The sequence below is a fragment of the Flammeovirga sp. SJP92 genome, from assembly GCF_001583495.1.
GTDB lineage: Bacteria > Bacteroidota > Bacteroidia > Cytophagales > Flammeovirgaceae > Flammeovirga.
The window spans coordinates 26243-50889 of record NZ_LQAQ01000112.1 but is presented as its reverse complement, the minus strand read 5'-3'; the positions used below and the strand labels follow the sequence as shown (position 1 = coordinate 50889).

Genomic DNA, 24647 nt, shown 5'->3' with positions numbered 1-24647 from the left:
TATAATCAATTAAAGGGATTCAACAAATTTCACAACAGCTTGTTTTTCTTCTGTGCTCAACGCTTCATACGCTGCTCTAGCTCCTGCTGCTTCTCCTCCATGTTGCATAATTGCTTGATCTGTAGTTGTTGCTGAACCGTTATGCATGTAAAGTAAGTCTCTTCCATTACGATCTAATAACTGTAGGTTGTAATACAAGCCCCAAAGTGCTGGAGTTCTGTATGAACCTCCTGTTCCGATGTCATGTAATTTCATATCAGTGTAAGGACGGATCACAAGGTCTCTGAATTCAACCGGTGCATCATTTCTTGTTTTTTGAGTTTCGGTATGACAACCAGCACAACCAGCTTCCAAGAATTTGATATGACCTAATCCTACTGCAGGATCATCATAAACACCTTTTGATCGTGTAGGCACTGTTAAGAACTTGGTATAAGCGACAATTAAATCAACATCTTCTTGAGAAATTTGTGTTGGATCTGTTGCATCTATACCATGGTCATTCAATAAAGCAGCAACTGTCTGACTTTCTACAGTAGGCTGTGAACCATCCCATGTCAATCCTACTTCAGCACCAGCAATCCATTGTAATAAACCAACACCATAAACTGGAGGAGGTAACAACATTCCTTTTGGAGTACTGACTAATTCAGAACCTCTACCATCTCTAAAGTGACACGTTCCACAAGTAGTTGAACCTATTTTCACTTCACCTAATACTCTGTTGTCTTGCTGACCATCACCCTGACCTCTATGTCTCACTCCATGGAATAAATGGTGTCCTTCTAAGAAATCATCTACATCATCATCGTCTTCCAAAGTGATCAAGTGTTGCGTAAATACAGCGTCTTGTTCTTCTTTTGTAAATTGCCCTGAACCAGATAAAATCATATTACTTGATGCTTTGCCGGCCATTGATAAACGTGGATCACCAAAAGTATTGAAACCCTGCCCTACTACATAGTTTTGGAATGTATTGTAGTGCTGTGCTCCTTTACTCCAAGGTACCCCATCAACTAAAGCGGTTACGGCTGTAATTTCATAAGAGATAATATTACCGTAGTTAACTGTATTGATATCTGACCACGGATATAGATCTCCTCCTTCATCAAGAGTTGGTCCACCTGGAGCAATATAGGCAGAGTAAGAAGGTGTTGAAGCCCCTCCTTTTGCAAGGAATTCCATTCTACGAACAGGAATTCTGTTACCTCCTTCCCATATCAATTTATCCTTATCAGGTAAATTATCTTGATCTTTATGCCTGATGGTATTGTCTTTTGTAGAATACAAGAACTGTTCAAAACGTACATTGTCAGAACCATCAGTAACTACTGTCTCATATCTATCTAATGTTCTTAGTAAAGATCCATTATGTGATGCATCGAAAATCGCCTCTGTAATACCATCTTGAGGGTGTGGGTGTCTGAAACGCATCCAGCTTGCTCCTTTTGATGTGATTGTAGGTCTGTTATCAGGATCTATTCTTTCTCCTTTTGTGGTAAACAAACCTGAGTAATGCCAGATATCAGCAGGATCATACGTATTCATCTGTGTATTACGCTTATATCTGAAGAAATAGTAATAATCTCCTGCTCCTACACATTCTGCTGGCACTTTTGCTTGGAAATCATCTCCAAGCTCTGCTGTATAAAATGTTACTTGATTACATGAACAATGCATTTCGAATGAACCTGCATTTGTCTGCATTTGATCCAATACTCCTGGACCGACATTTACGGATACCTCTGTTAAGTCTTCACTCAAATCAAATGACCATCCGTGTTCTCTTGCAGGGCTTCCAATTGTTGGTGTTGGTAAAGCCGGAGCTGGATAAACGACTAATGGAATATCGCCACAAGGGTCTTCTTGGCAAGCTTCACAAGGTCCGCCACAATCCACTCTTGTTTCACCTTGATTTCTTATTCCATCTGAACAAGTTGGAAGAGGTCCACCTTCAGTCACTGTCACTTCTCCTAAACTAATAGGACAGTCACCTCCTTCACCCCAACGTACTACAATATCATAAGTCCCTGATGCCATATCAGCCAAAGTAAACCACTGTGAGTCATCTTGTTTCACATAAGGATAAGTTACACCACCATCAATTGAGAACTCCAAAATTGATCTTCCTTCTACATCGTCATAAGCGAAAGTAATAGTACCGTCATTTTCGTTTTCAAAAGATTCATTTGTGCTTGAAATTGTTGCATTAGGATTAGGTGTTCCATTACATACTACATCACATGATACACATTCACTACCACCACAGTCAACGCCTGTTTCGTCTCCGTTTTGAATACCATCATCACAAGTAGGACATGCTGTACAACTTGAACCACCACAGTCAACACCTGTTTCGTCACCATTTTGAATTCCATCATTACAAGTTGGCACGAAATAACACTGTGCTACTTGAGTTACTTTTTCTTGCTCATTACTACCTTGTACTTTAATAGTATAATCTACTCCTGCACTAATGGTTACATTTCTCTTATAGTAACCGTCTTCTTGTGCTTCTGGAGGGTAACATGCACCATTTAAACATAAATACAATGCAGTTCCAAGGTCTTCACTGTAATATAAAACACCTTGACCATCAACAATTGTAAGTCCGAAATCACCACAAGTTCCTTCACCTGTACCGCCTGACTGACAAGGGGCACAAGAGCCACCACAGTCAATACCTGTTTCATCACCATTTTGGATACCATCAGAACAAGTATCCACTTCTTCTTCATTAACAATCCACCAAACACCTCCAGCACCTTCACCGTTAATATCACCTTCATTATTATCACCAGTATAATAATAAAGTGGTTGACCGTTTAATGTGAGCTGCAACTGACCATCACAAGTACCGCTTAGTCCGAACTCACCAGTTACACCATTTGGTAAACGGGAAGGTAAAACTAGGTTTAACTTTGCATCTGTCACTACATAAGGCCAGCTTTGAGCACATCCACCTGTACAACTTGTAAATTCACTGTTATCATTTGACCAAGTGTAAATCGTTTTAGCAGGTTGATCGCCATATTTTGCAATCAAGTACTCCCCGTATTGAGATGAGTTCTCAATTGAAATTACTAAATCTTTAGTCTCAGGTTCTGGATCTGTACATTCAGTACAAACTCCTCCACAATCAATACCCGTTTCATTTCCATCTTTAATTCCATTTTCACAAGATCCAACAGTTACTGTCCCCAAATAAGTAGAACAATCTCCATTCCCCCATTTTACACCTGCCGTATAACTGCCTGCCATTTTATTATTAAATGTCACTGATCCTTCATCGATTCCAGCAAGTATAGAATCTCCATCAAAGAAGAAAAGAATGGAATCATAATCGTTGCTTACATTATTGAAATTAAAAGTAACGGACCCATCCAAAGCACCTTCTGCAGTTTCATTTACAGTAGTGACATTTGTAAATACAGTTGCAGGGTTATTCAAACCTGTACATGGCTGTGGTTCTCCGCCTATAAATTTAACTTGATCAATATTTAAAGCGTAATCTCCCGTTTGATACACTATAGAGAAATCATCACCTTCATTGATTGTTTCTTGTATAGTGATGCTTTGATAGTTATTTACCCATGATCCAGTTGAACTGAAAGTTGCATTGCCTTTATCAACACCATTAATAAAGTATGAAATAGCACCACTCTGTTCAGAAGCATAAACAATTTCTACTGCTATTGAATTAGGAGCATTTGCGATTTCAAAACCAGCTCCCTGAGATGAGATATAAGCAACACCTTGTCCTCCAGAGGCTGATAAATCACTATAAAGACTTGCACCTCCTAAAATTGTAGCACTTTCAGCTTCTACCACCACTTCAGTACCAGGCTCCTCAACTTGACATGGGGCACATGACCCGCCACAATCTACTCCGGTTTCATCACCATTTTGGATACCATCATCACAAGTCGGCGAAGGTTCTGTTTGACATAGTGCACACGATCCACCACAATCTACTCCTGTTTCATCGCCATTTTGAATACCATCATCGCAAGTTGGTAATGGTTCCGTTTGGCATGGTGCACATGATCCACCACAATCCACGCCTGTTTCATCGCCATTTTGTACTCCATCTTCACAAGTTGGAACTGGAGCATCTCCCGCTTGTGTAGCTACAACACTGTGTACAGGAGAAATAAATTGTCCATTAGTCGCTGCAATTTTGATTTGTATGTCATAAGTGTCTCCTACAGTAACATTAGAAACAGGACGCTCCCATCTGTCACCTACTTTTTCACCGCTTCTACAATCTGCACCCATGCAGATATAGTTCCATCCTCCAGTCCATTCTGCCTGATCTGTAAAATAGATCACTGCATCTCCTGAAGCATCTACCTCTATTCCATAATCTTGAGCAAATGAAGAAATGTTAAAAGAGAATAACAATAAGACAGTACAAAAGATAGACTGCTGTAATTGTTTTAAGAAGGAATATCGCCCAAAATGGGAACAATAAACCTTTAAGTTTTTCATCAACATAACTGATTATTAATTCATTAAAAAAATTTCATACCACTTTAATAATTTGAGTGTGACGTTAAATTAATAGCTGAATGAATTAACAGTGATGTATTGGTGTACTACAAATCTACGAGTCGGAATACGTTATTACTACACTCCACCAAAAGCGTAGTAATTCGATAACGTCACCCTTTTTCATAAAATACTTCAAGGTAAAATGCATGATCGTTATTGTTTTTTGAGACTAAAAAAGACCATAATTAGGTGTTAATAATACATTTTATAAGAAATAATGTAGCGTTGACGTAGTTTAAAAAAAGATAAGACCATCAAAAACAAAGCATTTTATCAGTAAAAAATTACTTCTTTGATGACGCTTGTTCCCAAATTTTATAATTGATTTTAATTACATTCACAACAAAAGAAATTGAAGAACATGTAATAAAACATGTATCACTAAAATCTAAACATCAAATGAAAAATAGAATTTGTGAACTTTTTGATATTCAATATCCTATTATTTCTGGAGGAATGGTCTGGTGCAGTGGCTGGAAGTTGGCTTCAGCGGTAAGTAATGCAGGTGGACTTGGATTGATTGGTGCAGGATCTATGCATCCGGAAACTTTCTTGGAACATGTACAGCAATGCAAGCAAGCCACTGATAAGCCTTTCGGTGTGAACATCCCATTGTTCTACCCAGAAGTTGATAAATTAATGGAGATTATTGTGGATGAGAAAGTTCCTATCGTTTTCACATCTGCAGGTAGCCCTAAGAAATATACTTCGTTTTTAAAATCGCACGGCATCAAAGTAGTACAAGTTGTATCTTCTTTGAAATTTGCTTTAAAATCTCAAGATGCTGAAGTAGACGCTATTGTAGCTGAAGGCTTTGAAGCTGGCGGTCATAATGGTAAAGAAGAAACAACAACCTTATGCTTGATTCCTCCAATTGCAGAACAATTAGAGATTCCTGTGATTGCTGCGGGTGGTATTGGTTCAGGTAAAGCAATGTTAGCTTGTTTTGCTTTGGGCGCTGAAGGTGTTCAAGTAGGTTCTCGTTTTGCCATTACGAAAGAATCATCTGCTCATGATAATTTTAAAAACAAAGTGGTTGAAGCTGGTGAAGGTGATACTGTCTTAACTTTGAAAGATTTGACAGCCGTTAGATTAATCAAAAATAAATTCTACGAAAGAGTTGCAGAAGCGGAAGCTAGAGGTGCTTCTAAAGAAGAATTAGCTGAGATTTTAGGGAAGAGAAGATCGAAGAGAGGTATTTTTGAAGGTGATTTAGACGAAGGAGAAATCGAAATCGGACAGGTTTCATCTCAAATCGACTCAATTAAATCAGCAGAAGAAGTGGTCAATGAAATGATGGAGGAATTTAATGCTGCTAAAAATCATTTGATAAATGGGTAATTAATTCATTTATATTGTAAATTAATAGTAAAGGCATGTTTTAAGGATTTTCTTAAGACATGCCTCTAATTAAAAATACAACAACTGTTACTCTCAAATATTACACATGAAACTTTTTACAGCCGAACAAATAAGAGCTTGGGATAAGTACACTATTGAAAATGAGCCCATTTCCAGTATTGATTTAATGGAAAGAGCCGCCACTAAACTCACAGATTGGTATTTAGAAAATTGCAGTAATTTTAAAGAAGTTACAATTTTTTGTGGGGTTGGCAATAATGGTGGTGATGGCTTGGTGATGGGGAGGTTATTAAGTAATGAAGGGTGTAATGTCACTTGCTATATTGTTCATTTTTCTGAAAATCAATCCAAAGACTTTCAAGAGAATTTAGAAAGACTTCCCAAAAGAGTTTCATGCCATCATATTATCAATGAAGAAGATATTCCTTCACTTGAAAAAGATACCGTTGTAATTGATTGTATTTTTGGTTCTGGGTTATCCAGAGCGCCAAAAGGTATTACACAAAAAACCATTGTCACAATCAATCAATCCAACGCTCCAGTAATTTCAATAGATATAGCATCAGGCCTTTATGCTGATCATTATTCAAGTCATTTTAATTCAATTATTGAAGCTGATATTACATTGACATTGGAAACACCAAAGCTCTCTATGCTCTTTGTTGAAAATGCCAAGAATGTCGGAGAAATGATTGTTATACCCATTCAACTGAGTAATCAGTATCTTTCAGAAACCCATTCAAAGCATTTCTTCTCAACTGAAGATGTAGTCAAACAGATTTATAAACCACGCACCAAGTTTGATCATAAAGGTAAATTCGGAAACTCATTGTTGGTTGGAGGCTCAAAAGGAATGATAGGTGCTATTCAACTTGCTACAAAAGCCGCTCTAAGGTCTGGTACAGGAAAAACGACAGCTCTTGTACCTTCATGCGGTTATGAAATTATGCAGGCTACACTTCCAGAGGCGATGTGTATTGCTGATCCATCAAGAAATCACATTGTTGCTTCCACCCTTCTGAAAAACTTTACTGCTATAGGTATTGGCCCTGGGCTTGGACAACATGATCAAACCAGAAAGGCCATTCGTTCAATTATTGAAGATTTTGAAAAACCAATCGTTTTAGATGCTGATGCTTTAAATCTGTTGTCTGAAAATGATGAATGGTGGAAATTTCTCCCTGAAAATTCTATCCTCACACCACATGTTGGAGAGTTTGAGCGATTAACCAGAGTACATTACGTTCAGTCATTTGACCGAGTAGAAGCAGCAAGGAAGATGGCTGTACACCGTCAAATCATCATTATCCTCAAAGGAGCAAATACTGCAGTTTGTCTTCCAAATGGAGAAGTACACTTTAACTCAACAGGCAACCCTGGATTAGCAAAAGGTGGAAGTGGCGATGCTTTACTTGGTATCATTACAAGTTTGCTTTCGCAAAAATACACTCCAAAAGAAGCTGCTTTATTAGGTGTCTTTTTACATGGTAAAGCCGCTGATATAGCCGTTCAAGACAGAGGTTATGAAAGTTTGATTACATCGGATGTTATTGATTGTCTTGGAAAGGCTTTTATCAGTTTATTAAAATGATTAGATATTAGAGAACACTTAGTCCTCAATTCATTGATGATGAATACATAAAAAAATCCACATTTTCTTCAAACAAGAAAATGTGGATTTTATATGTAAAATTAAATAAAATTAACGGATATCTAATAAACCATTAATCTCATCTTGACTCATATCTGCTTTATTTGCTAACTCTTTTCTTAAATCATCTTTCACAATTCTTTCAGCCTCAGAAATTGGGTATTTAATAGACATTGTGATATACGTTAAACCATCCACTTTTTTCAACATTACAATTGGAGTTGTTCTACCCAAACGAGCTGAAACGTTGTTTTGGTAAGCACCAATTACTTCGGTTACTGAAGCAGCATCAGACATTCCTTCTGAGTTGGCTATGTTTGACTTGATTCTACCTACAATTTCAGATCCTATTTGTGAAGCAATATCAGTTAAGCACAATTGCATTGCCGCTTGTTTTGCTGCTGCAAATGATTCAGCTTTAGACTCCTGAGTTGTTACAAAGAACTTAGGATTACCCATATCATCAGTAGATAAACGTGCTAAATATGAATTTTCTATTTGCATATCCATTGGCAAGTCACCAGGTATTTCAGAATAACCTTGCTTCTTAAGCTCTTTAGCTGCCTTTCTAGCATCTTTAACGGCTTTTCCTTTTAATTCTTTAAGAGTAGCTTTTTTTTCTTTTTTGGTTTGGGCATGATTCTCATTCGCAATAAAGATCATTGCAACAAAAACAAGTAAAAAACTTAAAGTGAATTTATTTCTCATAGTTTAATAAATTAAAAAGTAATTGTCAGTTACGAACTTAAATATATAAATAATATAATTTAAATTGACAGATCAATTAAAAAGAACATTCAATTCTAATCAATTTCAATGAAAAAAATATTATTCATTACCTTTTTCATTAGCCTAACAATGAACATTTATGCTCAGAAAGTAAAAAAATTAAAAGGTAAAGTCACTGAACAACTAGAAGATACGCATACTGTTGGTGAATTTAAAGAAACATTGCTCAGAAAAGCTCAAATTATGGCTTTGGCAGATGCTTTTGGTACAAATCTCTCCGCCGCTTCCGATTTGAGATTGGGAAATACAGAAATGGAACTTCAATCTTTAAATACGTCTACTATTAAAGGGGAATGGATCAAGACAGATCATGTAGAATACACTTGGCATCTTACAAGGGAAAATGAGCAACAAGTGATCTATCTAGAATGCAATGTAGAAGGAAAAGGCAGAGCTATAGAAACACCTGAACTGAACTTCAAAGCATCTACACTAAACTGCAATTCTTCCAATTGTGAAACAACAATGTTCAAAGAGATGTCTCATTTTTATACTTATTTCCAATCTCCAAAGAAAGGTTATGTTAGTATTTATATGAGAGAAAACGATAAAGTATATCGACTATTTCCTTATTCTACTATGCATGGAGATAATGCTAAACCTTATAAAGTGAAAGCAGATCAGGAATACATTTTCTTTGACCCTAAAAAAGCTGAAAGTTTTGAAGGAATAAGCAGTAGACAAGTAGACGAACTAGTTTTATCGACAATGGGGCCAAAAAGAATCTTCAACAGGCTTTATGTCATTTATTGCCCGACTGAATTTGACAAACCCATTTTAAAAACGGAAGAAGGGGGTATTAAGACAATTTCTCCTGAAGATTTTCAAGAATGGCTTTCTGTTCAGAAAACAAATACAAAAGGCTTTCAAGAAAAAGTGATCTATTTTTCAATCGAACAGTAACATTTAACAAAAAAGCAGACCATCCTAGTTTAAATGGAATGGTCTGTTTTTTTTAAGGGTTATGTGACTTTCTATAAAAGGCTATTACTACTTTTCCTCAAGAGCTCCATTCGCATGAAGAGCAAATCGGCCTTTACTTTTCTCATGTACCATTTCTTTTTTATCCCAAGGCCACCCTCCAAACTCTGTTCTTTGATAATCTGCAAAGGCTTGCTGCAGTTCCTCTTTAGAATTCATCACAAATGGACCATGTTGTGCCACGGGTTCATTAATAGGCATACCTTGTAACAAAAGAACATATGTATCCTTAGTACCTGCTTTTACTTCAATTTCTTCCAATGGGTTAATATGAAATAAACTATTTTTATCCACATTTTTATCTTCTACAGTGATAGCGTCGCCTCTGTAGAAATAAAGCACTCTATTCACTTCTCCTGTCTCTTTAGGCAATTTCCATACTGCATTAGGAGAAAGTTTCACTCTCCAAATTGCTACTTTATGCGACAACTCTGAAGCCCAAGAATCTGGTGTTGGTGGTAAAGGCACTTGATCTCTATACTGTCCTGCTATCACTTTTACGCTAATTGAATTACCATTACGATCATTTTCATTAACTATGGGGATATCTTCATGCCAAAGCATTTTGTAACTTGGTTCTGCCATTTTATCCTTCTTTGGTAGATTCAACCAAATTTGAAACAACTCTAATGGATTTTCTTTTTCAGTATTCAATAAAGGAAACATTTCAGAATGTTGCACCCCTGCTCCAGCGGTCATCCATTGTACATCACCTTCTCCGAATCTTCCTGCAGAACCTAATGAATCGGAATGATCTGCTAATCCTTCCTCAACTATTGTAACTGTTTCAAACCCTCTATGTGGATGATATGGAAAACCCGGAATTTTTCTTCCATGATACATACTAAACCCATCCTTTCCCGAAAAATCCGAACCGATATTTCTCCCTTCCAGTGAAACTGAAATACTCATATCTTCATTTCCTTTTGGATATATTTCTTTATGATGAGCAGTGAATAAAAATGGATCTAATGTCGGCCATTGGTTGCCTATTGATTGCACTGAATATATTTTTTGATTTTCCATATCTTTTATTTTTAATGTTTATACATTATTTGTTTAAACAAATTAAATAAAAATAAATGCTAAATGCAAACTGAGACATCAAAAAAGAACAACCTATAACAAGACAAAAGTCGTAGTAAAATACAATTTGAAGGAAAACTTATTGCGGCAAATAAAAAACCTGTTTGAAACAAACTCAATTGAAATTTCAAACAGGTCATTAAATAATGAATAAATATGCTCTATCCTACCATTACATGGGCTTCAGGATATTGGAACTTGTTAGTCTGAACTGTTGAACTTAATGCCAAAGCCAGCGTTAGTGTTCCTACTCTACCAATATACATGGATAAGATAATAACTACTTTACCAAAAGAAGATAGTTCACCCGTAATCCCCATACTTAATCCTGCCGTACCGAAAGCAGAAATTTGTTCAAATACTAATGGTAGAATATCAATATTAGGATTATCGAGTTCTGTAATTGTCAAGACAAAAATGGCCAATAAATTATATATGGCGGCAAACATAAAAATGGAATAAGACCTCTTTATGTTATCATCACTGATTGTTCTTTTGCGTACCACAATTCTTTCTTGACCTCTAATAATACCAATTGAGGAAAGTAGTAAAACATAAAAAGTACTGCTCTTAATACCTCCTCCTGTTGAACCTGGAGCTGCACCAATAAACATCAGAAAAATCATGACTATAATTGTTGAAGGTTTCATACTTCCAAAATCCATAGAATTGAAACCTGCTGTTCTTGTTGTTACAGATTGGAAGAATGAAGCGACTAAAGATTCAAATAGTGTACGGTCTTCTCTTAGTTCATCTATCTCTAAAAAGAAAACGGCAATCATTCCTATTAAAATCAGTATTACAGTTGAATACAACGAAATGGATGTACCAATTGAAAACTTCTTCCAAGGATTTCTAAAACGATCAGCAATTTTTTGAGGTGAGAAAATTTCCTCTATCGTAGTGAATCCAAAACTACCGAAGATGATAATAAACCCAATCACCAAATGTAACCCATACATATGTCTCAAATCTACTACCATACCTGGTGTACTGAATTCAGTCGTTTCATCTGAAACAATATAGGTGTTTAAGCTATCCGGAAATAGACTAAAACCTGCATTACAAAATGCAGAAATTGAATGGAATATTGAATAGAATATTTTTTGGAAAAGATTATTAAAAACAAGGTTACTATCCCAAGAAAAAAAGATGAGAATTGATCCTAACGCTTCAATGAGTAGAGTTAAGAATATTACTTTTCTTAATAATCCTGTAGCTGATGAAAGATCCTCACTACTGAGAACATCCTGAATAATTGTCTTGTGCTTTAAACTCACTCCTTTTGATAAAAATGTAGCAAAGAAAGTCGCAAATGATACAATACCAATACCTCCTAATTGAGCTAATAATAGAATAACGATTTTTCCTTTGAAGGTAAAAAACTGCCCCGTATCTACTACGGCCAAACCTGTTACGCAGGAGGCACTTACAGAGGTAAATAAGGCATCTAAAAACGACATACTTTCATCCACACCCACTGAACATGCAGGAAGCATCAGACCAAAAGTCCCCAATAAGATCAATAATATAAAACTGAAAATAAAGGTGGTTGAAGGCTTAATTTTATATTCAGAGATAGCCGAAGAACTCTTCGTGATTTCAATACAAATCAGAATAAATAAGCAGAAAAAAAGATAATTGACATATTGAAGAAATGAATTTTCAAACCAAAAACTCTTTAAAAACTCCTCTATTAATCTTACTCCAAAGAAATAATGAAACAGCCCATTAAAAGCGATATACAATAAAAAAGTCCCCTCAACAAAGGTGGATTTAAAAAACTTAAAACGATGACTTGAAAAAATTATTCGTAATAAGTAAGAAATACAGTACACAAAGAAGATCACATCAAGAATAGAAAGTAATATTCTTATGTCATCTTCAAGTAAATAAAATCCATAATTGTAAATCAGTATAACTACAGCAACAACAGTATTTATGAAAGAAGCGATTCGCTCGTATTTAAAAACTGATAGTTGATACTTAAGCAACCATTGATTTATGAAGTCATTCGTATTTGAACCCATATAAGATTAATAGTTATAGAGATCAAATATAATAACATTCATCCAATGTTAAATTGAAATACTAAAATTTCTATGGAATATCAATATACTTATGCGTCTGCAACGACAATTGCCATTCTGGATTGCTTTTTACAAACTCCACTAATAAAGGTGTGATTTGAGCTCTTTTTGACCATTCTGGCTGAATGTACAACTTACAATCATCAGACAATTTCTCAGATAAATTAATTGCCCATTGAAGGTCTGATTTGTGATAAACAACAACCTTGAATTCATTTGCTCTTTGATATACTTCTTCAACAGGTTGTTTGAATTTTTTAGGAGATAATGTGATATAATCCAATTCTCCACTCAAAGGATGAGCACCCGAAGTTTCAATATTGATATGAAACCCCTCTTCCTTCAGTTGTTCTGTTAATGGTCCAAGATCATGCATCAAAGGTTCACCACCTGTAATAATTGCTAAACGTCCTGGATATTTCTTTGCATTTTGAACAATTTCCTCAACAGTCAAAACGGGATGTTTGTCTTGTTCCCATGACTCTTTTACATCGCACCAAACACATCCTACATCACAACCTGCTAATCGTATAAAATAGGCAGCTTGCCCTGTATATGCTCCTTCTCCTTGAATCGTATAAAATGCCTCCATCACTGGAAGTGAAAGGCCCAACTGCACGCGTTCCTTCGTTGAATATTCTAAATGCTTTACCATTAAAAGTCCTTTTTATTATTTTGAGATGAAAAAGCCCTTCAAGGGGTGAGGGAACCCTTGAAGGACTCAGACCGCAAATTTCGTAAAAAAATGCGACTAATTATAACTTATATTGTTTCCTTAACAGATTTTCTTTTTACAGACTCCAATGTGTTCATCAATAAAGAAACTACTGTCATTGGTCCTACTCCACCTGGTACCGGTGTAATCCAACCTGCTTTTTCGCTTACTTCATCAAATTTCACATCTCCTTTTAAAGAGAAACCTGATTTTTTCGAAGGATCTTCAATTCTTGTGATTCCTACATCGATTACTGTCGCCCCTTCTTTCACCATATCAGCAGTTACAAACTCTGCCTTACCTAATGCCACGATCAAGATATCGGCTGAAAGACACTCCTCTTTCAAGTTTTGTGTTCTACTGTGTGTCAAAGTAACTGTACAGTTACCTACTTTGCTGTTACGTGACATCAATAAACTCATTGGTGTACCTACAATATGAGAACGACCAACAATCACACATTTCTTTCCTGAAGTTTCAATATTATATCTGTCTAACAATTGAACAATACCGTAAGGTGTTGCGGGAAGGAAAGTAGGTAAACCTAGCATCATTTTTCCTAGGTTTGCTGGATGAAAACCATCCACATCTTTTTTAGGATCAATAGCTTCTGTTACCTTCGTCTCATCGATGTGTTTTGGTAATGGAAGTTGAACAATAAATCCGTCAATATCATCATTATTGTTAAGTTCCTCGATAGCTTGAAGTAATTTCTCTTCTGTTATATCGGCGTCAAACTTGCATAATGTTGAATCAAATCCTACTTGCTCGCAAGACTTTACTTTGTGATTCACATATGTTCTACTTGCTCCGTCTTCACCAACTAAAATAGCGGCTAAATGTGGTTTCTTGCCTCCTGCGGCAGTCAGTTTTCTTACTTCCTCAGCAATTTCTTGCTTGATTGCATTTGAAGTCGCTTTTCCGTCAATTAGTTGCATGGAATATCTGTGGTTATCCTAAAAAAATTATAGAAGCACAAAAGTAATGACTTTCGTCTCTTTTTTCTAAAAAATGTGTTCTTTTTTATTTGTTAAAGCTTTTTTAGAATAACCACAGCGTTACACTCATGGAGAATTGTTAACTCTATAGATAGACATATAGGTAGTTTCTTTTTCTCCTTTTTCCAATAAAGTTGTTTTTACAGAATTAATATTCCTTTTCAACATTGGCTGAGGCACGTCCGTATTTGTATTTTCATTGGTTTTCTTTTCTCCTTTAAAAAGGAAAAAGGGCATTAACACAAAAAATGTTGTACCTCCTAAGTATAAGGCTGTTTTAGCTAATGCAACAAACAATTCTAGATTTATTGCACATGTCGACCCGATCACAACCATAGTGATCAATCCAAAAAATAGTGTGTTCTTTTTCATTGTTTTAATTTTTGATGTCTTTGTTTTTGAAATTTCTTTTTGATTAAAAATTGTGACCAATCCTTCCCTTCGGCAAGGAAATTTTGTTTTGGAATTGAAATCATATCAACTCGGGGTTTAAAAAGTGAAACATAAAAAAAGGTCCTAACACCGAAGCGTCAGGACCTTTCTCATAAATATATAGATATCCTTACATCGCTTCATATAGCCTCTCTTTCACTCTGCTTTCGCCAAATGAAACTCCTTGAGGTGCGTCTATATGTAAAGTGATGTATTTCATTATTTCTAATTTTTTATGACACAAAAGTATTTAACATATTTTTAAGAATGAATATAAATAAGACATTTTCTTTATTATTTATACTTATCATTTAGGCCAACACCTTGTTTGATCATGGGTATAACTTTTTCTAGTCTTGACAAACGTGTGGCTTCTCTTTTTGCAGAGGCAATATGCTCACCATATTCTCTCTTCTTTGATAAAGTAAGACTCTTAAAAGCAGATTCTAATTCTTTATCTTTTGTAAATGCGTCTACAAGTTCATTCGGTAGAATTAAAGGTTTTGGTGTTCGGTCCACCTCCACTACTTTACCTGCTTTTTGATTTTTTATAGCCTCCTCAATGTATTCTTTCAACACGTCCGTGTTTTGTTTCAATTCTTCAAAACTACTAAAGCGCCATTGCCTTAATGCTTTTGTTTTATTTTCTTGAGCATTGATCAAAAAACCGCCTTCATCTTTCAATAGAACTCCTTGATGGAACCACAAACCTACATAGTTTTTAAAAGATGCAATACCAACGACATTTTTTCCTTGAATCATATAGATTGGTGCTCCCCATTTCATTCCTTCTTCTAATTCTGTATCAATTAGAATCGACCTCAGATAGATCAGTTCGTCTTTCCAATTGTCTGAAGATGTAATGTAATCTTCAACCGTTGCATATCTTTTCATGGTAGTTTCTGAGTTTGAAGTACAAATTCAACATTATCTAATACTAATTCTATTTATTGTTTTGCGATTACTTCCTTCAAAAAACTTTTAATAGAACCACTATTAATACGTTTTTTAGTGTTGTACTCAAAAAAATAAATTAGAATTAACTATGATTTATTTTTGACTTAGTACTTACTTTAATTTAAGGCTGGATTATTTATTTTACCAATAAACAATGGCTCTTTTGTCTTTTTATGTCTGATTATAAAGTAAAATGGTCGATTAAAGAGGTATTCTTCATAATTATTAAGATCCATGCTTCTAGAGACTTTAGCCACTGAAGCGGCAACAGCTACAGTACCTTTTTCATCAATCTTCAAATAAGACTTCTGATACATCTTACTGACAAAAAGATCTTTTTCTGACTTTTTGAAAAGCATTGAAAAGTCTGCACCACTTTGGAAGGGAGAAGTTACCCCCATCGATTGCATCAACTCAACAGCATCTAAAGAGGAATTCAAAACAAATTTAGGAAGCTCGAGATGTACTTTTTTCTCTTTCATTTTTTGATTGACCTCTTGTAGTATTGTATAAGAAAATGATGCTGAGCTCAATAAAAGCATTTCATAATTACCTTTGTAAGGTAAAACTAATGCTTGGGTTTCATTTGAAGAAAAACATTTAACAGTTGCTGTTTTGGATAGAAAATCCACTTCCAATTTTTTATTGTCCTCTAAATAAAATTCGTTTTTGTAAGTCGATTTATCATCGAAAAAACTCTCCCATTCAGCTTTAAAATAGAGTGCATTCATCAAAACCATTTTATCCATTGGTGAAATAGATTCAATCATATTTTTGATTTTGTAATTCGTATTTTCATAAAACCAATGATTGATCTCTTCTTTTACTCGCTCTCCTTTTCTTACAAAATCACCAGATTTGATTTCTCCATTATAATTCTCTTCCAGTATTTTTTTAAATGTATTATTCAATGAATACCCTTTAGGATATCTTAATGCGTTTTTTAAAATACATTCTTCTCCCAGTCTTTTTTGTAAATCTATTGTATAGGAGTTTAATAGAACAATTTCATCATTTGAATATCCAAGGTGACGAATCAATTCCTTCTTCGTCTCGTTTTTGGCCATATTTGCCAACATACTATTTAAAAAATATAGGCTTAATGGCGAGTACAGTACATTTTTCGTTTTTTCAGCACTTAGCTTTTCAGCTTCTTTCAACCCAACCTCAACTAATGGATATTTCTCTTGAGAAAAAACAGTCGTCTTATGTAATAATATGGCGAAGACGATAAGTAATGATAATTTATGCATATAAAAGAGTTTCCATTCTTAGAGCAAGATTGTTACCATTTCTTCTTAAAATCCAAATCAAAAATTAATTTCATAATTATATAACATAAAGTTTTATCTGAAACACTTATTGTTATTTTTGTAAATAAAAAGAGATTTGTATGGACTATCTTTTTTTTTAAATTACTTTTGTCTCATAGTAAAATTATCAATTATAATCTTCTTCCGAGAATGGAATTAAAAAATTCAGAATATCAGATCCAAGGTGTGCCGGTAACGGAAATTGCAAATGAGTTTCAAACTCCTTTATATGTATATGATGCTGATAAGATAATCAGTCAAATTTCATCATTAAGAAATGCATTTAATGGCGTAAACTTAAGAATAAAATATGCAATGAAATCTTTATCTAACTTGAGTATTTTGAAGTTAGTGAAAGAGCACGGCGTAGATTTGGATTGTGTTTCTATCCAAGAAGTACAATTGGGTATTCAAGCTGGATTTCCTAAGGAAAGAATTTTATTTACTCCTAACTCTGTTTCTTTTGAAGAAATTCAAGAAGCAGTAGCATTGGGTGTTGTCATCAACATTGATAACATTGCCATTCTTGAACAATTTGGAGACGTTTATCAAGATACCGTTCCATGTGCTATTAGAATCAACCCGCACATTACTGCAGGTGGAAATGCGAAAATTCAAGTAGGTCACATCGGTTCTAAATTTGGCATTTCCATCTTCCAAATGTCTCATGTAAAGAAAGTTGTTGAAAGCCATAACATTAACGTGGTAGGTCTTCACATGCACTCAGGTTCTGATATTTTAGACTCTGAAGTATTCTTGATGGCAGCCAACGTAATGTTTGATTGTGCAAAAGACTTCCCTAACCTACAGTTCATTGATTTAGGCTCAGGGTTTAAAGTAGCTTATAAAGAAGAAGACATCGTAACTAACATTCCAGAATTAGGTAAAAAGATGTCAAAAGCATTCCAAGAGTTCTGTGCTTCTTATGGGAGAGATTTAGAACTTTGGTTTGAGCCAGGAAAATATTTAGTTTCAGAATCAGGGCATTTACTGACAAAAGTAAATGTATTGAAGCATAGCCCTGCCGCTGTGTTTGTAGGTGTTGATTCTGGGCTTAATCACCTTATCCGACCTATGATGTATGACGCGTACCACCATATCAAAAACGTCTCGAATCCTACTGGGCCTAAGAGAGTGTATGACGTGGTGGGTTACATCTGCGAAACGGATACATTTGGTTATGATAGAAAACTCAATGAAGTGCGTGTAGGTGACTTATTATCTATCGAAAATGCAGGTGCTTACTCTTACTCAATGAGTTCAAACTACAACTCAAGATTGCGTCCTGCAGAAGTGCTGGTCTTCAACGGAGTACCTCACTTAATCAGAGAAAGAGAAACATTAGAAGATCTTACTAGAGGGCAAGTAGATATTTTCTCTTCTATCCCTGTGAATGAAGAAGCTTCACTAGACTAAAAATATAGACAACTCACATTGTTTAACGCCTTTCATACATTTTTTGTAGAAAGGCGTTTATTTTTTCTAATGAATAGTATTATTTCTAATTGATCTGATGTAAGCATACTTTCCATCATATACTTTTGAGGAGGATATATAATAATAGATGATGGAGTCGAGAATTGAGTTTTTCTGATTGGAAGTGAGTACCAATTGATCATCCAACTTAAAGAAAATATCTTCCGATAGTTTTCCTAGCCAAGGATTTTTGACATTCTGATGCTTTGTAACTCTGAAGATATCTTCAAGGTAAGCTACAAGAACATCTTCCACATTATTTTCCACCAAAACGTGCATTGTTTTAATGAGAAAATCAATGTCTTCAGAGTCTTGAATTCCAGATTTTAGCTGAAGAATAGCTTGAAAGACCCTATCCTGCAAAACGGTCAGTCTTTCATATTCATTGTCCAGTCGCCTGTCGTTTATCTCTTCAATATAACAAAGCGACAAAATATACAAAGCAGATTCAAAATCACCTTGGTGTTCATAGCATCTAGACCAAAGTAAAAATTCGTCCAATGACAGTCTTTCAAAAGTGTCAATTCTGTGGTTAAAAATGCTAATAATTTCTTTGTATTTTTTTTCCTCAAATAGTTCTCCTAGGTCTTTTATTGACATATTCAAAGATCAATTTTAATAATAGAGTAATGTAACAATGTGCTCAAGTACTACTATAAGCTTATACTACAATATACTAAATTTTGAAGTGTTATTTTGTCACTATTTAAATAATTCTTATCTCTTTACTAAGCCTATAAATACTCATACAATCATGTATTATCTTTATCTCAAACTACTATATAATCGAATATGATACGAGGATTTATGTTAATCCTAGCGATGTTATCGTTGGGTACACTTATTAATGAATTAATTGACTTGCCCATCCCTGGCAATGTGATCGGGATGATTATTTTATTCTTATGTCTTTATTTTAAAATTATCCCTTACGAGTGGGTAAAAGATGCCGCTCAGGCTTTGACTCGAAGAATGTCTTTGTTTTTTATTCCAGCCGGTGTGGGTATGATGGAATATTTGGATATGATCCAGAATAATTGGCTTATGATCAGTGTGACTATTGTAGGGTCAATGTTTGCGGTGATGCTGTCAGCAGGTTTTGCTGGTGAATTTTTAGGTAAAAAAGAAGATAAATAATGGAAATAATCAATCACCTTTTCGAAAGCGAAACTTTTGCTTTAGCCGCTACGCTCGGTCTTTTTTTAATTTTCGAAGCAATCTATCAAAAAGTTAAAACACCACTTCTTAATCCTGTATTAATGACCATCATTTGTCTGATTGTTATTTTAAAACTTTCAGACGTTCAATATGAAACTTATCAGGCCAATACCCGCATGATTCACTTTATGCTTGGGCCATCTGTAGTAGCATTAGGCGTATTGCTTTATGAACAATTGAAAACTATTGGCAAAAATGCTGTTGCTATTCTTTCTGCAACATTTTTAGGTAGTGTCATGGGCGTTTTGTCTGTTATTTTAATCGGCAAGTTATTTGGGGGTGGAGAAGATCTAATTATCTCTATGGTACCAAAATCGGTCACTACTCCTATTGCCATGGCTGTTTCAGCACAAAATGGCGGTATTCCTTCTATGACAGCGGTATTTGTAATAATTGTTGGTGTATTAGGTGCTTCTGTTGGCCCTCTGATTGTTCCAAAAGTATTTAAAACTGCCATTGCAAAAGGATTGGCAATGGGCACTTCCGCACATGGTATTGGTACAGCACAAGCCATTCAGATGGGAATGGTAGAAGGTGCTATCAGTGGACTATCCATTGGGCTTATGGGTGTTTTCACAACACTGGTGACACCCGGTATTCTTGCGTTTTTCTATTAAGTAGAAATAAATAAACTAATGAAACCCCATTGTAAAATTAATATTTACAATGGGGTTTTCTTTTTCAGTTATCATTTCTATTGTATTACAATTTGAGCTATATTTAACCCGACTTTAAATATTCATTGGTAGTAATGAGGTTCTTTTTGGTGATCAAACTTACTCTATTTTTAATCTATAAAAACCTATTACTTATCTGCTGGTCTATTAAATAAAAACTATTTGAAAATGAAAAAACTGACTTTTATAGTACTACTCGTACTTAATGCTTCACTATTGTCTGCTCAAAACTTCATCAAGGGGTATTTGAAAAACGCCGAAACACAAGAAGCGATCCCTTATGCGAACATAGTAATTAAAGGAAAAACAATTGGAGGGACAACCAATTCAAATGGGTACTTTAATATTCCCATTAAATCTTCATTCCATTCAGACACGCTGAGCGTCTCTTCTATTGGATTCACAAAACTTGAAGTCCCTATTCGAAAACTTTCCAAGTACCTCGAAAATGAATTGGTCTTGCTTCCTGCTACTGAAGAGCTTAATATGCTTACCATCAAAGCAAAAATGCCTACTCTCAAAGAAATTGTAAAATACAGTAGTCAATCTTTCAAAGAGGGTATTCGAAAGAAACAATATTTGGGTGAGTTCTATTATGCGGAAGCTAAATATACCAATGATGAATTCCAAGGTGGTATGGAGTCCACAGGCGAAATTTATTTTGAAAATTACAATCAGATACAGCCTGACGAATCTCATAAGAGATCCTATCATATTTTAATGTTTGATAATATCAAAAGAAACCAAGACTATAATTGGAACTATAACAATTGGGACCATCAAGAGAGTAAATATGAGCTCAAACTTAATAAAAAGGAATATGAAGGACACAATCTTTATGAAAGAGATCAACGAAACCTCAATTTTATTAGTAACCAAAACATCTTCCATTACCAACAAACATTTATAAAAAATGGTCCTTTGGTCTACCCTTCTAATTATAAGTTTGAACTTGAAGAGATGCTTATCAATGATGATCAACTCGTTTATGTTTTAAGTTTCATAGATCAAAAAAATAACAATGGCAAAGGCTTACTTTATGTTACTGAGCAATATGATCTTTTAAAGGTCACTTCTGAAGATTTAAGACCTAATAATAATTATAAAGACTATACACGTGATAATGTCCCTATTTTCAAAAACCGTCTCTCTTCAAAAGGTAAAATCACATTTACAAAAGTAGGAGAAACGCTATATACAGATCATGTTGATTTTGAAATGACTTATAAAGATACTATCGATGTAATTAAATATGTTGGTAAACTAAACATTCCTAACTTCAGTACTACTGCCTGTTATGACCTTAGAAAGGCTAATATGTTTAGATCCACGGACAGAACCTTTTTAGTACAAGCTGAAAGCTTCCCTTATGTAGGATACAGCTGTTCTTATTGGGGATATAATACAAACATTGCATCAGAACTATCAAATATCATTGACTCCAAAGATATTCTGGTGGACTCTACACTCTATCAAAAAGAACAGACAATCAGGAAGGGTTTAACACAATATGGTTATGATAAAAAAAAGCATCAACAATTGACGCCTGAAATGGAGAAACAAATTGAAGATCAAAATTTATTTCATTACTACACTTCCAGAAATCTATTGCATAGAAGTGCTTATGATGATCTGATAATTACCGAAAATAAAGAGAATAAGGGTGTTTTGAAAGATGAATTCAACAAAATGACCAAATTGTCTCAGTATGATCAAAATCAGGTCACAAAAGAAGTAATGGATAGTTTGAGGTATACAATTTCATTTCATTCTCAGCTTAACAGTATGTCTGACGACTTTCATCGTCAAAAAGATGGGTTAGCTCTTAAAGATTTTCAAGAATTAAGCACCAACTATATGACGCAATTTATGGATACTTTGATGATTTATAAACCTCTTTTATCTGATCAATATGCCAAAACCATGAAAGGCAATATTTTGGGTTTATGGCTTAATATAAATGCACTTTATGCAGAGGCTAACCCAGAAATTGTAAAAACACAAGCACCTAACCTTTTATTAAATGCCTTGAATTATTTTGATTTGGATGATCCCGAAATGAATAAAAGTTATTTACACTTTCTTATTGCAGAACATATAGATATTCATCTTACTTTTATTGAAGACGAAAACCGATTATTTGCCGATGATGCTACTTTTAATGACAATAAAAATACAGTGGAGCGTTTTCAAGAAATCAACAACAGATATGTAAAAAATAAGGAACTCAACGAAATGGTTTTAAGTACTTACCTAAAGGAATTTTATTTCTATAATGATACAGTTCAGAATACTACTTTTTCAAATGCTGTCACCTTTTTTGAAACTAGCTACCCTCAATCTGAACATCAAGCAGATTTAAAACAATTAGTAAGTCAGCGAGGAGGGTTTGATAAAAAAGAAAAATTAAAATCAATAGCAGGATTGGATGTGAAATTTGGCAATAAAACCATTGATTTATCTGAAGGCATACATATTGTAGATGTTTGGGCATCATGGTGTGGCGCTTGTATACATTCTATCAAAGATAAATACCCTGCTATGATTCAAAAATATGAAAAAGAAGGTGTACAATTCCACTTTGTCTCAATTGATCAAGGCAATAATAAATGGAAAAACGCTGTTGAAAAATTTGCCAGTAATTATGAAGATTATCATATTAAAGTGGTAGATGAAGGTATCAATGGATTTAAAAAGAAATACAGTGTAAGCGGTATTCCATTGGTGTTTATCGTAAAAGATGGCAAACTGATTAAAAGAATGACCGGTTTTCATGAAAATGTACTCATCAAAGAACTTGATAATATCAAACAATAAAAAAAACTCCCACTTCATTTGAATCTATGAAGTGGGAGTTTTTACATTTTAACCTATAAATGTATTTTTCTATTACTTACATCTAATTACTGCACCACCCTCATCAGTTAGTCCAAAACCTCCTATTTCTTTATAATTTGGATTAAGCAAGAAAACTCTGTTTTCATACTTGCCTCCTTTTGAAGGAGAACGCTCTGCATCAATCAACCATCGTTTTATGGCTTGAACAGGAACAGCAAAATCAGCAATTTTTGGAGATGTAATTTCTGCTTTTCCTTTCTGCTCAGCAGTACTTAACTCAAAACCTAATAAGTTTTCAAAATCACCATGAAGGCTTAACGAATCTTCAACTGTAAATGGACCTCCTAGTTTAGTTCCATAAATCTCCGCTGAATTAGTTACATTCACATGAGAGAGGTAGAAAATACTCCATTTAAATGCACCCAAATTCAATGAATCGTTATTTACCATTGGCTGAGGATTAGCTGAAGAACCTGTTATATCTGCAATCTGTTGTTTTACTTTGTCATATTCCAGCTCTGCATTTGTTATTCCATCATCATCTAATTCCAGCGGGCCTCTTAAATAACTATTCCATGAAACTTCACCCCCACTGAATGCAAACCTAGCATCATTTAATGCATCCGTAAAAGTGAATCCCCAAAGAGATTCTTCAGTTCCCAGTTCTTTCATATTGGAAATCAAATATAAATACTGGTTGGTCAATAATCTAGCATTTGCCGGTTGGTCCGCGTGTCTGTAACCTGCCACACCTGTACTAGAAATAGGACCATTTTCAAACCCTGGAATCATGAAAAATGTTCGTATTTCTAAATTATATTCTCCAGTAGTACTTGTAGGATCTTCTAAAACTACTCTTATAAAGCCATAGTCTTTTGCAAAACATACTTCTTTAAATCCAGTGAAATCATATCCTTTTGCAATTGCATCTTCAGGAGTGAAAACATAAACGTTATTGTAAACGACTTCATCTACCTGTCCTTCATTGAGTACTTTGGTTTGTAATGTTGTAAAATCAGGATAGGGTTTATTGTACAACCCATTTAAATTGGCATTGAAAAAGACCGTATCTGTTGAAGTTGAAATGGATAGTTCAGCTTGAGGAATGATAGCATCCCCTTTCATAGTCACCGAAGCGTCTATAAGGTTAAACCTACCAGACAAATCAATTTTTGAAGATCCAACAACATTGGTGTGATCTTCCGGTCGGTATCTTGTATCACTTTCATCTCTAGTTGATGCTTCTACCGTCAGTGGAAATATCACTGTATCGTTTTCCACATAAACCAGCTCAGTTGAGAAGTTTTCAGGTGTACTATAGCGATATGATGCATCTATACCTACTAAATGCCTTAGTTGATCTTGGGTGAGATGATTTGTTCTAGCACTTTCGTTATTACAAGAAAAAATAAAAGAAAGGATAAATAGTAAAAGGTATGATAAACGGTATTTCATGCAGATCATATTTAAAAAATAAGTTTCAGCCACAAACTTCGTCAGATATTTAGTT

The 24647-nt window shown here is 34.7% G+C and carries 18 protein-coding genes; 7 read left to right on the top strand and 11 right to left on the bottom strand.

The features are described from left to right. Positions 1-9: 9 nt before the first annotated feature. Positions 10-4491: a di-heme oxidoredictase family protein gene (locus tag AVL50_RS29610; RefSeq protein ID WP_172826949.1), complete on the bottom strand. Its 4482-nt coding sequence runs from the start codon at positions 4489-4491 to the stop codon at positions 10-12. A 462-nt stretch (positions 4492-4953) separates the two neighbouring features. On the opposite strand from AVL50_RS29610, the gene AVL50_RS29605 reads away from it, so the two are divergent. Together AVL50_RS29605 and AVL50_RS29600 are read left to right on the top strand one after the other, a co-directional pair. Beyond that, a complete protein-coding gene (locus AVL50_RS29605) occupies positions 4954-5895 on the top strand; it encodes a nitronate monooxygenase family protein (RefSeq protein WP_062621381.1) in 942 nt (313 codons plus the stop codon). A gap of 106 nt (positions 5896-6001) precedes the next feature. Next, positions 6002-7507, top strand: a complete 1506-nt coding sequence (locus AVL50_RS29600; RefSeq protein WP_062621167.1) for a bifunctional ADP-dependent NAD(P)H-hydrate dehydratase/NAD(P)H-hydrate epimerase — start codon at positions 6002-6004, stop codon at positions 7505-7507. Between the two features lie 111 nt (positions 7508-7618). Here the strand turns inward: AVL50_RS29600 and AVL50_RS29595 are convergent, their stop codons facing one another. Further along, complete coding sequence (locus AVL50_RS29595; protein ID WP_062621166.1) at positions 7619-8275, bottom strand: hypothetical protein; 657 nt, start codon at positions 8273-8275, stop codon at positions 7619-7621. 108 nt (positions 8276-8383) lie between these two features. On the opposite strand from AVL50_RS29595, the gene AVL50_RS29590 reads away from it, so the two are divergent. Beyond that, entirely contained in the window at positions 8384-9259 is an 876-nt protein-coding gene (locus AVL50_RS29590; RefSeq protein ID WP_157491674.1) for a hypothetical protein, read from the top strand. Positions 9260-9346: 87 nt separating this feature from the next. On the opposite strand, the gene AVL50_RS29585 is transcribed toward AVL50_RS29590, so the two are convergent. The 7 genes from AVL50_RS29585 to AVL50_RS29555 form a co-directional block, all read right to left on the bottom strand. Further along, on the bottom strand, positions 9347-10363 hold the full coding sequence (locus tag AVL50_RS29585) for a pirin family protein (RefSeq protein ID WP_062621162.1): 1017 nt from the start codon (positions 10361-10363) through the stop codon (positions 9347-9349). 221 nt (positions 10364-10584) lie between these two features. Further along, complete coding sequence (locus tag AVL50_RS29580) at positions 10585-12453, bottom strand: TrkH family potassium uptake protein (RefSeq protein WP_062621160.1); 1869 nt, start codon at positions 12451-12453, stop codon at positions 10585-10587. Between the two features lie 70 nt (positions 12454-12523). Further along, positions 12524-13168, bottom strand: a complete 645-nt coding sequence (locus AVL50_RS29575) for a 7-carboxy-7-deazaguanine synthase QueE (protein ID WP_062621159.1) — start codon at positions 13166-13168, stop codon at positions 12524-12526. Between the two features lie 107 nt (positions 13169-13275). After that, positions 13276-14166, bottom strand: a complete 891-nt coding sequence (locus AVL50_RS29570; RefSeq protein WP_062621158.1) for a bifunctional 5,10-methylenetetrahydrofolate dehydrogenase/5,10-methenyltetrahydrofolate cyclohydrolase — start codon at positions 14164-14166, stop codon at positions 13276-13278. A gap of 126 nt (positions 14167-14292) precedes the next feature. Further along, positions 14293-14598, bottom strand: coding sequence for a hypothetical protein (locus AVL50_RS29565; protein WP_157491672.1), 306 nt, complete (start codon positions 14596-14598; stop codon positions 14293-14295). Between the two features lie 354 nt (positions 14599-14952). Then, the gene (locus AVL50_RS29560; RefSeq protein WP_062621156.1) at positions 14953-15552 is read right to left on the bottom strand and encodes a YdeI family protein; all 600 of its coding nucleotides are present in this window, start codon (positions 15550-15552) and stop codon (positions 14953-14955) included. A 179-nt stretch (positions 15553-15731) separates the two neighbouring features. Next, positions 15732-16868 carry a serpin family protein gene (locus AVL50_RS29555; protein WP_062621155.1) on the bottom strand — a complete coding sequence of 379 codons (1137 nt, stop codon included), beginning with the start codon at positions 16866-16868 and terminating at the stop codon, positions 15732-15734. A gap of 210 nt (positions 16869-17078) precedes the next feature. Here AVL50_RS29555 and lysA point away from each other — a divergent pair, with 210 nt between their 5' ends. Beyond that, entirely contained in the window at positions 17079-18344 is a 1266-nt protein-coding gene (lysA, locus tag AVL50_RS29550) for a diaminopimelate decarboxylase (protein ID WP_062621153.1), read from the top strand. A gap of 66 nt (positions 18345-18410) precedes the next feature. Here the strand turns inward: lysA and AVL50_RS29545 are convergent, their stop codons facing one another. Next, complete coding sequence (locus AVL50_RS29545) at positions 18411-19004, bottom strand: hypothetical protein (RefSeq protein WP_062621151.1); 594 nt, start codon at positions 19002-19004, stop codon at positions 18411-18413. 192 nt (positions 19005-19196) lie between these two features. Here AVL50_RS29545 and AVL50_RS29540 point away from each other — a divergent pair, with 192 nt between their 5' ends. The 3 genes from AVL50_RS29540 (at position 19197) to AVL50_RS29530 (ending at position 23116) form a co-directional block, all read left to right on the top strand. After that, complete coding sequence (locus AVL50_RS29540) at positions 19197-19541, top strand: CidA/LrgA family protein (protein WP_063850995.1); 345 nt, start codon at positions 19197-19199, stop codon at positions 19539-19541. Continuing rightward, positions 19541-20239, top strand: coding sequence for an LrgB family protein (locus AVL50_RS29535; RefSeq protein ID WP_216639103.1), 699 nt, complete (start codon positions 19541-19543; stop codon positions 20237-20239). The genes AVL50_RS29540 and AVL50_RS29535 overlap by 1 nt, the downstream gene beginning before the upstream one ends. Positions 20240-20467: 228 nt before the next feature. Then, on the top strand, positions 20468-23116 hold the full coding sequence (locus AVL50_RS29530) for a carboxypeptidase-like regulatory domain-containing protein (protein WP_062621148.1): 2649 nt from the start codon (positions 20468-20470) through the stop codon (positions 23114-23116). Between the two features lie 72 nt (positions 23117-23188). Here the strand turns inward: AVL50_RS29530 and AVL50_RS29525 are convergent, their stop codons facing one another. Beyond that, the gene (locus tag AVL50_RS29525; protein ID WP_062621146.1) at positions 23189-24592 is read right to left on the bottom strand and encodes a hypothetical protein; all 1404 of its coding nucleotides are present in this window, start codon (positions 24590-24592) and stop codon (positions 23189-23191) included. Positions 24593-24647 lie beyond the last annotated feature (55 nt).

What these genes read in the sequence shown, in the direction of transcription:
- AVL50_RS29610 (WP_172826949.1), bottom strand. Translation starts at nt 4,491, where the DNA reads ATGAAAAACTTAAAGGTTTATTGTTCCCATTTTGGGCGATATTCCTTC.
- AVL50_RS29605 (WP_062621381.1), top strand. Translation starts at nt 4,954, where the DNA reads ATGAAAAATAGAATTTGTGAACTTTTTGATATTCAATATCCTATTATT.
- AVL50_RS29600 (WP_062621167.1), top strand. Translation starts at nt 6,002, where the DNA reads ATGAAACTTTTTACAGCCGAACAAATAAGAGCTTGGGATAAGTACACT.
- AVL50_RS29595 (WP_062621166.1), bottom strand. Translation starts at nt 8,275, where the DNA reads ATGAGAAATAAATTCACTTTAAGTTTTTTACTTGTTTTTGTTGCAATG.
- AVL50_RS29590 (WP_157491674.1), top strand. Translation starts at nt 8,384, where the DNA reads ATGAAAAAAATATTATTCATTACCTTTTTCATTAGCCTAACAATGAAC.
- AVL50_RS29585 (WP_062621162.1), bottom strand. Translation starts at nt 10,363, where the DNA reads ATGGAAAATCAAAAAATATATTCAGTGCAATCAATAGGCAACCAATGG.
- AVL50_RS29580 (WP_062621160.1), bottom strand. Translation starts at nt 12,453, where the DNA reads ATGGGTTCAAATACGAATGACTTCATAAATCAATGGTTGCTTAAGTAT.
- AVL50_RS29575 (WP_062621159.1), bottom strand. Translation starts at nt 13,168, where the DNA reads ATGGTAAAGCATTTAGAATATTCAACGAAGGAACGCGTGCAGTTGGGC.
- AVL50_RS29570 (WP_062621158.1), bottom strand. Translation starts at nt 14,166, where the DNA reads ATGCAACTAATTGACGGAAAAGCGACTTCAAATGCAATCAAGCAAGAA.
- AVL50_RS29565 (WP_157491672.1), bottom strand. Translation starts at nt 14,598, where the DNA reads ATGAAAAAGAACACACTATTTTTTGGATTGATCACTATGGTTGTGATC.
- AVL50_RS29560 (WP_062621156.1), bottom strand. Translation starts at nt 15,552, where the DNA reads ATGAAAAGATATGCAACGGTTGAAGATTACATTACATCTTCAGACAAT.
- AVL50_RS29555 (WP_062621155.1), bottom strand. Translation starts at nt 16,868, where the DNA reads ATGCATAAATTATCATTACTTATCGTCTTCGCCATATTATTACATAAG.
- lysA (WP_062621153.1), top strand. Translation starts at nt 17,079, where the DNA reads ATGGAATTAAAAAATTCAGAATATCAGATCCAAGGTGTGCCGGTAACG.
- AVL50_RS29545 (WP_062621151.1), bottom strand. Translation starts at nt 19,004, where the DNA reads ATGTCAATAAAAGACCTAGGAGAACTATTTGAGGAAAAAAAATACAAA.
- AVL50_RS29540 (WP_063850995.1), top strand. Translation starts at nt 19,197, where the DNA reads ATGATACGAGGATTTATGTTAATCCTAGCGATGTTATCGTTGGGTACA.
- AVL50_RS29535 (WP_216639103.1), top strand. Translation starts at nt 19,541, where the DNA reads ATGGAAATAATCAATCACCTTTTCGAAAGCGAAACTTTTGCTTTAGCC.
- AVL50_RS29530 (WP_062621148.1), top strand. Translation starts at nt 20,468, where the DNA reads ATGAAAAAACTGACTTTTATAGTACTACTCGTACTTAATGCTTCACTA.
- AVL50_RS29525 (WP_062621146.1), bottom strand. Translation starts at nt 24,592, where the DNA reads ATGAAATACCGTTTATCATACCTTTTACTATTTATCCTTTCTTTTATT.